This is a genomic window from Streptomyces lateritius, from assembly GCF_014649715.1.
Lineage (GTDB): Bacteria > Actinomycetota > Actinomycetes > Streptomycetales > Streptomycetaceae > Streptomyces > Streptomyces lateritius.
In genome coordinates, this window is record NZ_BMTO01000009.1 from 321522 (window position 1) to 332871 (window position 11350).

Below are 11350 nucleotides of genomic sequence, written 5' to 3' on the forward strand. Positions count from 1 at the left end.
GGAGGACCTGGGCGTCCTGGTGATCCGTCCCGCGACCGGGCTGACCGGCGAGGACGAGCGCCTGCTCGAACTGGCCGCCCAGTCCGTCGCCTTCCTGCTGCTGATGCAGCGCTCCACGGCCGTCGCCGAGGGGCCCGTCCGCGACGAGCTCCTCGACGACCTGCTCGCCGACCCCCAGCACGCCCCGCAGCAGATCGTGCAGCGCGCCCGGCGCCTCGGCATCGACCTGGGCAAGCCGCACGTCCTGGTGGTGGCCCGGCCGGAGGGCGGGGAGCAGGGGCGGGCGGTGGTGTGGGCGTCCTCGTACGCGTACCGCATGTCCGGTCTGAAGACCGTGCAGGGCGGCTGCATCGTGCTGCTGCTGCCCGGGCTCGACGCCTCGGCCGCGGCGAAGGCGGTCTCCGGTGAGCTCGCGCCGCTGCTCGGCCACCCGGTCTCGGTCGGCGCGGCGGGTCCGGGCTGGAGCCCGGACAGCGCGGGGCGGATGTATCTGGAGGCCATGCGCTGCCTGGACGCGATGAGCGCGCTCGGCGGCGCGGGCTCTGCGGCTTCCGTGCAGGACCTGGGTTTCCTGGGACTGCTGCTCTCGGACGACCACGACGTGGACGGCTTCATCGAGTCGGCGATCGGTCCCGTACTGGACTACGACGCCGAGCGGTTCACCGATCTGACCCGCACCCTGGAGGCGTACTTCGCGTCGGGCGGCAGCCCGACGAACGCGGCGGAGGCGCTGCACGTCCATCCCAACACGGTCTCGCGCCGGCTGGAACGGATCAGCGAACTCCTCGGCGCGGAGTGGCAGAAGCCGGGCCAGGTCCTGGAGGTGCAACTGGCCCTCCGCCTCCAACGCACCCGCGACGTCCTGGCCCGGCAACGTGGCGCCGACCCCACCCGCCCGTCCCCACCGACGGCGTGAGGAGTGCCGGCCTCGCGGCGGGATGTCCCGCCCCGAGGCCCTGTGGGCGCGGCGGACCCGAGGCCGCCGACGCCCCCGCTCAGCCCGCCGAATCGTAGGCCGCGTCCCAGTCCGTCGCCAGGACCGTCGCCGCGTGGGCGGCGGAGGCGAGGGTGATGTGGCGGTGCCAGCCGCGGAAGGAGCGGCCCACGAAGTCCCGCAGCCCCGCTCCCTCCCCGACCTGGGTGAAGTCGCGCTCCACCCGGCGGGCGAGTTTGGTCAGCCGCAGCAGCGAGCCGACCGTCGACCCGGTCAGGTCGGTGATCCACAGCCGCGCCGGGGGCCGCCGCGGGTCGTCCCACTCGCCGAGGAGCAGCAGCGGACGCATCCGTTCCCCGGCGGGGGCCGGCAGCGCGACCCGTACCACCGTCGCCAGCGACGTGCGCGAGGTCCGCGCGCCGGCAGCGGTGTCCAGCCAGCCCACGGGCCGGCGCAGGCCCTTGAGCGACTCCAGGATCTGCTGGGCGGGCAGCGGCCCGGCGCCGAAGCCGGGCAGCGCCCGGTCCGCGACCGCGAGCCGGCAGGTCGCACCGATCCGCGCGACGACGGGAACGCCCGCCCCGGCCAGCCGGTTCAGCGCCGCCCGCCCCGCGCCGCCGCGGATGTCCAGCAGTAGCGGCTTGCGGGTGACGTCCTGCCAGCGCGCGGTGTCGAGCGCGGCCGCCACCGCGCACTCCTCCAGCGTCTCCTCGCCCGCCCCCTCCGGAACCTCCGCGCGGTCGCGCCGCGTCCGGTCCTTCACCCACGGATCGGGCAGGAAGAGCCGCCAGTTGACCGGCACGCTCAGCTCCTCGGCGGCGAACCACACCCCGAAGGCCTGCTGGCCGCGGAAGACCTGGCCCCGCTCGGGGTCGAAGCGCCGGTCCACGCCCACCGAATGCTCGCCGGCCTTCGGTATCGGCATCGACCGGACCACCCACGCCTGCGGGCAGCTGTTCTGCTCCAGGAACCCGGCGAGCGCGGCCCGCATGGGCCGCCAGTCCCAGGTCGAGCTGGAGATGAAGTGGTGCAGACTCTGCTCGGCGGCCGGCCCGCCGATCTGCGCGGCGATGTTACGAATGGACTTGCGGCCCTGTGCGGTCAGCAGCCCCCGGAGATACTGCTCCGCCTTCAGACGCTGATCGCGCCGGGGAAACCCCGAGAAGAGCGTGGCACAGAGCTCGTCGTAGACATCGTCGGCCACCGCGTTCCGGTACGGCGCGGAAAGCGGTCCGTGTCCGGTGCGGTGCGGGTATCCCAGCGGATCGAGAACGGTCCTGCGTGTGGTTGCGACGGATGTACTCACGACACTCCTGCCTACGGTTTTGCAGCTCCCTCCAGCTGCCCCCCAACCGTCTCGTCCCGGCGCTCCCGGCACGAGGTGTACCCGGCACCCGTCTGGGCCGCCCGATGGTGGCCGGACCACCGTCGCCGGGTCGGGGAGCGCCGCCCGGGGGGCCGGTCACAGGTCGGACGGGGGGTGAGGTGTGGCCGGACCACCAGGGGAGCGGGAACCGGCACCGAACCGCCACCGGGAGTTCATGCCCCCCGGGGGTGATCTGACAGACTCGGCTGCCCCGCTTTGACCGGGGTGCGGGACGGGCCGACCATCGCAGAACGAGGCGGCACGGGCCGGCCCCTGGTTAATGCCCCAGGCCAGGGACCGTGCCCGTGCCGCCTCCTTGTCCCCCCTTGCTGGGCGGAGCGCCCCGTGCCCTCCGTTTCCGGACCCGCCTCCGGGGCTCCGGCCCCGCTTACGCGCCCGCTTCCGCGTCGCGTCGCGCCACCCGGGCCGCGTGCGTCGGACCCGCCGGAACCCCGGCCGGCCGCAGACTCTCCATCTCCTTGCGCAGCACCGGGACGACCTCCTCGCCGAGCAGATCGAGCTGCTCCAGGACCGTCTTCAGCGGCAGACCGCCGCTGTCCACCAGGAACAACTGCCGCTGGTAGTCGCCCACGTACTCCCGGAACGACATCGTCCGTTCGATGACCTCCTGCGGGGAGCCGACCGTGAGCGGTGTCTCGCGCGTGTACTCCTCCAGGGACGGGCCGTGCCCGTAGACCGGCGCGTTGTCGAAGTACGGCCGGAACTCCCGCACCGCGTCCTGCGAGTTCCTGCGCATGAAGACATGTCCGCCCAGGCCGACGATCGCCTGCTCGGGGGTGCCGTGGCCGTAGTGCGCGAAACGCCGGCGGTAGAGACCGACCATCTTTGCCGTGTGCTCCTTCGGCCAGAAGATGTGGTTGGCGAAGAACCCGTCGCCGTAGTACGCGGCCTGCTCGGCGATCTCGGGGGAGCGGATCGAACCGTGCCAGACGAACGGCGGTACGCCGTCCAGCGGACGCGGCGTCGAGGTGAAGCCCTGGAGCGCCGTACGGAAACGGCCCTCCCAGTTCACCACGTCCTCCCGCCACAGCCGGTGGAGGAGCGCGTAGTTCTCGATCGCGAGCGGGATGCCCTGGCGGATGTCCTGCCCGAACCACGGGTAGACCGGCCCGGTGTTGCCCCGGCCCATCATCAGATCCACCCGGCCGTCCGCGAGGTGCTGGAGCATCGCGTAGTCCTCGGCGATCTTCACCGGGTCGTTGGTCGTGATCAGCGTCGTGGACGTGGACAGGATGAGTCGCTCGGTCCGCGCCGCGATGTGCCCGAGCAGGGTCGTGGGCGAGGACGGGACGAACGGCGGGTTGTGGTGCTCGCCGGTCGCGAAGACGTCGAGCCCGACCTCCTCCGCCTTACGGGCGATGGTGACCATCGCCTTGATCCGCTCGTACTCGCCCGGCGTACTGCCGTCGGTGGGATCGGTGGTCCTGTCCCCGACGGTGAAGATTCCGAACTGCATGACACAACACTCCAAGCCGCCCCAGGATGTCCGTCCTCCCCATAGTGCACGACCCGGAGCAGAAACGGAAACTTATCCGGAAAGCCTTCGGCCGTGGTGACGAAGTCTGCCGCGTGGGCTGGACGCCCCGCACCCGGACGCCCACGCTCACAGCCATGACATCCGTACCCGCACGAGAAGAGACACGGCCCACGCCCGTCGTCACCGCCTGGTCGGACATCGGCTGCCCCTGGGCCTCGCTCGCCCTGCACACCCTGCGGGCCACCGCCGCCGCGCGCGGCCAGGAGGTCCTGATCGACCACCGCGCCTTCCCGCTGGAGCTGTTCAACCGGCAGCCCACGCCCAAGCACATCGTCGACGCCGAGATCGTCACGCTCGGGGCGCACCGCCCCGAACTGGGCTGGCGCCTGTGGGACGCGCCCGCATGGGAGTACCCGTCGAGCGTCCTGCCCGCCCTCGAAGCCGTCCAGGCCGCCAAGGCGCCCGAGGTCGGCGGGCTGCGCGGCTCCGACCAGCTCGACGCCGGACTGCGGCACGCCTTCTACACGGAGCACCGCTGCATAGCGATCCACTCCGTCATCCTCGACATCGCCGAGAGCTGCGCCGACGTCGACGCCGGGGCGCTGGAGGCGGCGCTCGCGCGGGGCGCGGGGCGGCGCGAGGTGTACGAGCAGTGGCACGAGGCGCAGGGTCCTCAGATCCAGGGCAGCCCGCACTTCTTCGCCGCCGGCGGCTACGCGGAACACAACCCGGGCGCGACCTACGTCTTCACCGGAGACCTCTACAACGGCGGCTTTCCGCGGCTCGACCGCTACGACGCCGACTGGGCGACGGACCTCCTCGACACGCTGACCGCCTGACCGCCTGACGGCAGCCGGGCGACGGGGCCCGCGCGACGCTCGCCGGCCCACCCCGAACGCCGGTCCACTCGTTCGCCGACCGACGCCGACTAACCTTGCCGAGTGAGTCTTCGCGGACAGATGCCGGTGATCGGGGCCGTCGCCGCGGGCGGCGCCCTCGGCGCTGCCGCCCGCTACGGCGCGTCCCTGGCCTGGCCCACTCCCGCCGGCGCCTTCCCCTGGACCATCCTCCTCGTGAACGTCTCCGGCTGCGCCGCCATCGGCGTCCTGATGGTCCTGGTCACCGAGGTGGCCGCCCCGCCGCACCCGCTCGTACGCCCCTTCCTCGGGACGGGCGTCCTCGGCGGCTTCACCACCTTCTCGACGTACGCCCTCGACACGCAGAGCCTCTTGAGCTCCGGGGAGACGGCCCGGGGCGTGGCATACATGGGGGTGACGGTGGTGGCGGCCCTCGCCGCCGTCCTGGTCGCGACCACGGCGACCCGTGGCGCTCGGAGACGGAGAACGCGATGACGAGACTGGCGGGCAGGGCGCTGCGGGTGACGATCCTCGTCGGGGAGAGCGACATCTGGCACCACCGGCCGCTGTACTCCGAGATCGTCCACCGGGCGCACGAGGCGGGGCTCGCCGGGGCCTCCGTCTTCCGCGGCATCGAGGGCTTCGGCGCCTCCTCCCTCATCCACACGTCACGGCTGCTCTCGCTGAGCGATGACCTGCCGATCGCCGTCGTGGTCGTGGACACCGAGGAGCGGATCCGGGAGTTCCTTCCGCAGCTCGACGCGCTGGTGACCGAGGGCCTGGTGATCCTCGACGACTGCGAGGTCATCCGATACGCCGGCCGGGAGCGGCGGACGTGAACTGGCTGCTCGTCCTGGCCGGCGCGGCGATCGGCGCGCCGCTGCGTCACCTCACCGACCGCGCCGTCCAGGCGCGCCACGACTCCGTCTTCCCCTGGGGCACGTTCACGGTGAACGTGGCCGGCTCCCTCGTCCTCGGCCTGCTGACCGGAGTCACGTCCGCCCAGGCGCACCTGCTCCTCGGCACCGGCCTGTGCGGCGCGCTGACCACGTACTCCACCTTCTCGTACGAGACGTTGAAGCTGTACGAGGGCGGGGCGAGGGCCTACGCGGCGGCCAACGTGACGGGCACCCTGACGGCCGGGCTCGGCGCCGTATGGCTGGGAGCCGAGGCGTCACGCCTCTTCTGAGGAGATCGCGCGCGTGGCAGGGTGCCGGCAGGACGATCTTCGAGAGGGGTACCCGCCATGAGCTGGTCGGACTTCCAGTACGAGATATACCTCAACGGCCTGACCGGAGCCGTGCCCCGGCTCCCCACCGATCTGACCCGCCTGGAGGAGCTGACCGCCCGGCGGCTCGGCCCGGGGCCCGTCGGCTACGTGACCGGCAGCGCGGGCGACGGCTCCACCGACCGCGCCAACCGCACCGCACTCGAACGGCGCCGGATCGTCCCCCGCATGCTCCGTGACGTACGCGAACGCGACCTCTCCGTCTCGCTGTTGGGCCGGCCGCTGCCCGCCCCGGTCGCCCTCGCCCCCGTCGGCGTCCTGTCGATCCTGCACCCCGACGCCGAGCCCGCCGCCGCGCGGGCCGCGGCGGCGCACGGCATCCCGTACATCCTCTCCTCCGCCTCCAGCACCCCGATGGAAGTGGTGGCCGAGGCGATGGGGGAGGGGGAGCGGTGGTTCCAGCTGTACTGGCCGAAGGACGACGAGGTCGCCCGCTCCTTCCTGCGCCGGGCGAAGGCGGCCGGCTACACCGCCCTCGTCGTCACCCTCGACACCCCGCTCCTCTCCTGGCGGCCGCGCGACCTCGACCAGGCGTACCTGCCGTTCCTGCGCGGGGTCGGGACCGCCAACTACTTCACCGACCACGCCTTCCGGGCGGGTCTGGCCAAGCCGGTGGAGGAGGACCCGCAGGCGGCCGTCATGCACTTCGTGGCGATGTTCGCCGACCCCGGAAAGACCTGGCCCGACCTGGAGTTCCTGCGCGCGAACTGGGACGGCCCGATCGTTCTCAAGGGCGTCCTCCACCCCGACGACGCCCGCGCCGCGGCGGAGGCCGGCATGGACGGGGTGGTGGTCTCCAACCACGGGGGCCGCCAGGTCGCCGGCGCGATCGCCGCGGCCGACGCCCTGCCCGCCGTGGCGGACGCGGTCGGCGACCGGCTGACGGTCCTCTTCGACAGCGGCGTGCGTACGGGCGCCGACATCGCCAAGGCCCTGGCGCTGGGCGCGGACGGGGTGCTCGTCGGCCGCCCGTACGCGTACGGCCTCGCCCTCGACGGCCAGGCGGGCGTGGACCACGTGATCCGCTGTCTGCTCGCCGAACTCGACCTCACCCTGGCCCTGTCGGGCCACGCGACACCGTCGACCCTGACCCGCGAGGACCTGACGGAGACGCCGCCGGGCACGTGACGAGGCCGGGGCCGGGGCTGGGCGAGTCTTGTGGATCGGGCCGGGCTCGCTGACTCCGGCCTGATCCACAAGCCACCCGCTAGCTAGGGTTGTTCGCGTTGCCCACCGAGGAGTCGGAGCCGCCATGCCCCCGCAGATGAGACTCAGCGCGATCACGCTCGACTGCCCCGACCCACCGGCGCTGGCGGCGTTCTACCAGCAGGCCACCGGCCTCGAACCGCACCCGCGGTCCCACGCCGAGTTCGCCGGGCTCAGCCGGCAGGACGGACTCCTCATAGGCTTCCAACGCGTCGAGGACCACCGGCCTCCCAGCTGGCCCGACCAGACCGTTCCCCAACAGCTCCACCTCTGCTTCGACGTCGACGACCTGGACGAGGCGGAGGCCCGGCTGCTGGCACTCGGCGCCGGCAAACCGGATCACCAGCCGCACGAGGAGAAGTGGCGGGTCCTCACCGATCCGGCGGGTCACCCCTTCTGCCTCGTGCTCCGAGGCTGAACACCCTCCCGCCGCCGGTCGCCCGCCGGGAGAAGCGACTCCGTCGACTTCGCGTGCACTCCAAGACCTGACCTCCCGGCCATCACGGACACCCTTCACCCGCCCCGTGTCGTCACGCGGGGCGTGAGGGGTGATCGCCACCGTGGGCACGCCGTTCGCCTCCGGCAGCCTGGACGCCTGGGCCGTCGACCGGCTGCACCGGGACGACCCCGACGCCCACCTCGACGCGGACTGGCCGGCGGCCGGGCCACCACCGTGCCGGTCACGGTGCCCGCGTTCTCGGCGATCCGCCCGCGTGCGAAGAGCCCTCGGCCTCGCCGTGCCCCGACTGTTCGCCGGCGCCCCTGCCCGGCCGGGGCGGTGTGCACGGTGGTCCTGTCGCGCGGGGAGCCCTCACCGCTCCGCCCCGGACGCAAGGGCGTGGTACGGCGAGAACTCGCCGCCGCCTCGCTCGACGCGCCGCCCGGCTGCGGCAGGCGTCCCGGTACCGGCACCCGGCCTGCGAGCACCCGGCCTGCGAGCCCTGGACCGACAGTGCGTCAGAGGGCCACGATCGTCGCCTCGGTCGCCTTGACGCTGGTCCAGACGGGCACCCCGTCCGCGAGGCCCAGCTCGGCGGCGGCCTGCGGAGTGATCTCGGCGACGAGGTCGGGCGTCTGCTCGGAGGTGACGAGGACGCGCAGGCGGCTGCCGCTGGCGGTGATCTCGCGGACGGTGCCGGGCCAGACGTTGCGCGGGCTGCCCGCGGGCTTCCGGCGGTGGACGGACACGGCCTCGGGGGCGATGACGGCGAGGGCCTCGGTACCGGGGGCGAGCGTCTCGGCCGTGATGAGGGTGATGCCGTCGGCGAGCGCGATGCCGTCGGCGGTGGCGGTGCCGGGCCAGGCGTTGCGGCCGAGCATGCGGGCGACCCAGGGGGAGCGTGGATGGCGGGTGACCTCGGCGGGGGAGGCGTCCTGGATCGCGCGGCCCTCGTCGAGGACGAGGACGCGGTCGGCGAGCGAGACGGCCTCGACCGGGTCGTGGGTGACGATCAGACAGACACCGCCGAAGCCCTGGAGATGGGTGCGCAGGGTGTGGCGTACGTGGGCGCGGGTGGTCTGGTCGAGCGCGGCCAGCGGCTCGTCGAGGACGAGGAGCCGGGGGCAGGCGGCGAGTGCCCGGGCCAGGGCGACGCGCTGGGCCTGGCCGCCGGAGAGCTGGGCGGGGCGGCGGTGGGCGAGGTGGCCGACGCCGAGCCGGTCGAGCCACTCCCGCGCGGCCCGGCGGGCCTCCGCCCGGCGGACTCCTTGGACCCGGAGCCCGTACGCGGTGTTGGCGAGGGCTGTCATGTGCGGGAACAGCGCGCCGTCCTGCGGGACCCAGGCGACGTGGCGGCGGTGCGGGGGAAGCGAGGTGACGTCGGCCGCGCCGAGCCGGAGGTCCGCGTGGGCGCGGGGGGTCAGCCCGAGGAGGGCGCGCAGCAGCGTGGTCTTGCCGGCGCCGTTGGGGCCGACGACGGCGATGGTGGTGCCCGGCTCGGCGTCCAGGGTGAGCCGGGTGAAGCCGGTGACCTCGGCACGCAGCGACCAGCGCTCCCGCGGCGGTACGGCCGGGGTGGCCGCGGCCGTCGGCGCTGCCGGGGCGGGGCTCGCCTCGGCCGAGGGCGCGGGACGGGGAGTCCGTTCCGCGGGGGTCCCCGTCCACCGGCCGCGCAGGGCGATGAGCACGCCCATGGCGATGGCGAGCAGCAGCAGGGAGACGGACGTCGCCGCCTCCGGCTCGTCCTGGAGCAGCAGGTACACCTGGAGCGGCAGGGTCTGCGTGGTGCCCGGCAGGTTGCCCGCGAAGGTGATCGTGGCGCCGAACTCGCCGAGCGCCCGCGCCCAGGTCAGCGCGGCACCGGCCAGAAGGCCCGGAGCGACCATGGGGAGGGTGACGGTGAAGAAGACCCGTACCGGCGAGGCTCCCAGGGAGGCCGCCGTCTCCTCGTACCGCGGCCGCAGGCCACCCAGCGCGCCCTCCAGGCTGATGACGAGGAACGGCATGGCGACGAAGGTCGCGGCGAGGACGGCGCCCGAGGTGTGGAACGGCAGGGTGATGCCGAAGGTGTCCTCCAGCCAGGGCCCGAGGAGCCCGCGCCGGCCGAAGGCGAGCAGCAGCGCCACCCCGCCGACGGTGGGCGGCAGAACCATCGGCAGCAGGACGAGCGAGCGGACGAACGCCCTGCCGCGGAAGGGCACGCGGGCCAGCAGCCAGGCCAGGGGCACGCCCAGGAGCAGCGACAGACCCAGCGCCCAGAACGACACGACGAGGGAGAGCCGTAGCGCCTCGACCGTTCCCGGTGCGCCGAGGTGGCCGGCGAGCCGGCCCCACTCGGTCCGTACGAGAACGCCGATCAGAGGGAGGGCCAGGATCGCCACCGCGAGGAGGGCGGGGACGGCCAGGGTGACGGGCGCGCGCGTGCCGGGCCTGCGTGCGTCTGGAGGGTGTGTGTCGGGAGTGCGTGTGTCTGGAGTGCGTGCGCCGGGTGTCCGAACGCCTGCTCGTCTCATCGGTGTTCCCAGGGAGTCCGGAGGAGGAGGGAGGGGCTGCCCGTTCCCCCGAGCCGGGCGGCCCCATGTACGCCACGCCGCCTACGGCCGCTGGAAGCCCGCGCCCCGGAGGATCTTCTGGGCCTCCGGAGAGGAGAGCCAGGCGACGAACGCGGCGGCGGCCTCGGCGTTCTTCGACTGCTTGAGCGTGGCGGCCGGGTACGCGGCGATGGCGTTCTGCTCGTCGGGGATCTCGACGGCGTCGACCTTGTCCTTGGCGCTCTCGGCGTCGGTCTTGTAGACGAGTCCCGCGTCGGCCTCGCCCAGCTCGACCTTGCTGAGCACGGCGCGGACGTTCGGCTCCTGCGAGACCGGCTTCACCGTGATCTTCTGCGCGTCGAGGATCTTCTGGCTGTACTTGCCGACGGGCACCTCGGGCGCCGCGAGGACGACCTTGAGTTCGGTGTCCGCGAGGTCCTTCAGCTCGTCGACCTTGTGCGGGTTGCCTTCGCCGGTCGCGATGACGAGGCGGTTCCTGGCGATGACCGTCGGGGTGCCGGTGTCGGCCTCCACCTTGTCCATGGACCTGGTGTCGGCGGTCACGAGCGCGTCGGCGGGGGATCCCTGGGCGACCTGGGCGACCAGTTCCTGGGAGCCGGCGAAGGAGAAGGTGATCTCCGTTCCCGGGTGGGCCTTCTCGTACGCGGCGCCGGCCGTCTTGAAGACGTCGGTCAGGGAGGCGGCGGCCAGCACGGTCAGCTCGGCCCCGGCGGCCGAGCTCGCGGACCCGGACGGCCCGGTCTTCCCGGTGTCCTCCTGGGCGTCGTCGCTGCCGCAGGCGGCGAGCGGCACGAGGAGGGCGGCGGTCAGCGCGGCGGCGGCGCGGCGTCTGGTGAGGGCGCGGGGGACGGACATGAGGATCTGAACTCCTTGCGGGCGAAAGGAAGGCGCGGGGTGAGGGCGGCGCTGACGGCCGCCGGCGCCTGGCGCTGCGTGAGTGTCAGGCGCGGTCGATGTGCACGCTGGTCGACTTCACGCGGGCGGTGGCCTGCATGCCGACTTCCAGTCCCAGTTCCTCCACGGCCTCCCGGGTGAGGAGGGAGACGAGGCGGTGCGGCCCGGCCTGGATTTCGACCTGGGCCGCGATGTCGCCGAGCTTGATCGCGGTGACGATCCCGGGGAAGGAGTTGCGCGCCGAGGTGTACGACGCGTCCTCATCGACGGCCGCGCCCTGGGCGATCTCCACGGAGAACGCGGCCAGGGCGCGGCC

Annotated in this window: 12 protein-coding genes; 7 read left to right on the top strand and 5 right to left on the bottom strand. The window is 73.4% G+C overall.

The genetic code is table 11. The annotated features are described in order from the left end of the window. Nucleotides 1-916 (top strand): PucR family transcriptional regulator (locus IE136_RS20620; RefSeq protein WP_189601052.1); only part of this gene is annotated, 916 nt, incomplete at its 5' end. 79 nt (nucleotides 917-995) lie between these two features. Here IE136_RS20620 and IE136_RS20625 read toward each other — a convergent pair. Together IE136_RS20625 and IE136_RS20630 are read right to left on the bottom strand one after the other, a co-directional pair. Next, on the bottom strand, nucleotides 996-2138 hold the full coding sequence (locus tag IE136_RS20625) for an IS701 family transposase (protein WP_229818995.1): 1143 nt from the start codon (nucleotides 2136-2138) through the stop codon (nucleotides 996-998). A 550-nt stretch (nucleotides 2139-2688) separates the two neighbouring features. Further along, nucleotides 2689-3777 (bottom strand): LLM class flavin-dependent oxidoreductase, encoded by a 1089-nt coding sequence (locus tag IE136_RS20630; protein ID WP_189601053.1) that lies wholly within the window; start codon nucleotides 3775-3777, stop codon nucleotides 2689-2691. A gap of 155 nt (nucleotides 3778-3932) precedes the next feature. Between IE136_RS20630 and IE136_RS20635 the strand changes: the two genes are divergently transcribed. The 6 genes from IE136_RS20635 (at nucleotide 3933) to IE136_RS20660 (ending at nucleotide 7567) form a co-directional block, all read left to right on the top strand. Further along, nucleotides 3933-4637: a DsbA family oxidoreductase gene (locus IE136_RS20635; RefSeq protein WP_158987406.1), complete on the top strand. Its 705-nt coding sequence runs from the start codon at nucleotides 3933-3935 to the stop codon at nucleotides 4635-4637. Nucleotides 4638-4739: 102 nt separating this feature from the next. Then, nucleotides 4740-5150, top strand: coding sequence for a fluoride efflux transporter CrcB (gene crcB, locus IE136_RS20640; RefSeq protein ID WP_229818980.1), 411 nt, complete (start codon nucleotides 4740-4742; stop codon nucleotides 5148-5150). Then, nucleotides 5147-5494 (top strand): DUF190 domain-containing protein, encoded by a 348-nt coding sequence (locus IE136_RS20645; protein WP_158987404.1) that lies wholly within the window; start codon nucleotides 5147-5149, stop codon nucleotides 5492-5494. Before crcB (IE136_RS20640) ends, IE136_RS20645 begins: the two co-directional genes overlap by 4 nt. Beyond that, nucleotides 5491-5844, top strand: coding sequence for a fluoride efflux transporter CrcB (gene crcB, locus IE136_RS20650; protein ID WP_158987402.1), 354 nt, complete (start codon nucleotides 5491-5493; stop codon nucleotides 5842-5844). The genes IE136_RS20645 and crcB (IE136_RS20650) overlap by 4 nt, the downstream gene beginning before the upstream one ends. Before the next feature lie 57 nt (nucleotides 5845-5901). Continuing rightward, entirely contained in the window at nucleotides 5902-7071 is a 1170-nt protein-coding gene (locus IE136_RS20655; protein WP_189601054.1) for a lactate 2-monooxygenase, read from the top strand. 124 nt (nucleotides 7072-7195) lie between these two features. Next, on the top strand, nucleotides 7196-7567 hold the full coding sequence (locus tag IE136_RS20660) for a VOC family protein (RefSeq protein ID WP_189601055.1): 372 nt from the start codon (nucleotides 7196-7198) through the stop codon (nucleotides 7565-7567). A gap of 539 nt (nucleotides 7568-8106) precedes the next feature. On the opposite strand, the gene IE136_RS20665 is transcribed toward IE136_RS20660, so the two are convergent. From IE136_RS20665 to IE136_RS35855, 3 genes are all read right to left on the bottom strand, one after another. Next, on the bottom strand, nucleotides 8107-10101 hold the full coding sequence (locus tag IE136_RS20665) for an ABC transporter permease (RefSeq protein ID WP_158987396.1): 1995 nt from the start codon (nucleotides 10099-10101) through the stop codon (nucleotides 8107-8109). A gap of 81 nt (nucleotides 10102-10182) precedes the next feature. Continuing rightward, a complete protein-coding gene (gene modA, locus IE136_RS20670) occupies nucleotides 10183-10995 on the bottom strand; it encodes a molybdate ABC transporter substrate-binding protein (RefSeq protein ID WP_189601056.1) in 813 nt (270 codons plus the stop codon). 85 nt (nucleotides 10996-11080) lie between these two features. Further along, nucleotides 11081-11350 (bottom strand): TOBE domain-containing protein (locus IE136_RS35855; RefSeq protein ID WP_229818981.1); only part of this gene is annotated, 270 nt, incomplete at its 5' end.

Bases quoted from the DNA above. Each gene is read 5' to 3' on its own strand.
- IE136_RS20665 (WP_158987396.1), bottom strand. From the start codon at position 10,101: ATGAGACGAGCAGGCGTTCGGACACCCGGCGCACGCACTCCAGACACA.
- modA (WP_189601056.1), bottom strand. From the start codon at position 10,995: ATGTCCGTCCCCCGCGCCCTCACCAGACGCCGCGCCGCCGCCGCGCTG.
- IE136_RS20655 (WP_189601054.1), top strand. From the start codon at position 5,902: ATGAGCTGGTCGGACTTCCAGTACGAGATATACCTCAACGGCCTGACC.
- IE136_RS20645 (WP_158987404.1), top strand. From the start codon at position 5,147: ATGACGAGACTGGCGGGCAGGGCGCTGCGGGTGACGATCCTCGTCGGG.
- IE136_RS20630 (WP_189601053.1), bottom strand. From the start codon at position 3,777: ATGCAGTTCGGAATCTTCACCGTCGGGGACAGGACCACCGATCCCACC.
- IE136_RS20660 (WP_189601055.1), top strand. From the start codon at position 7,196: ATGCCCCCGCAGATGAGACTCAGCGCGATCACGCTCGACTGCCCCGAC.
- IE136_RS20635 (WP_158987406.1), top strand. From the start codon at position 3,933: ATGACATCCGTACCCGCACGAGAAGAGACACGGCCCACGCCCGTCGTC.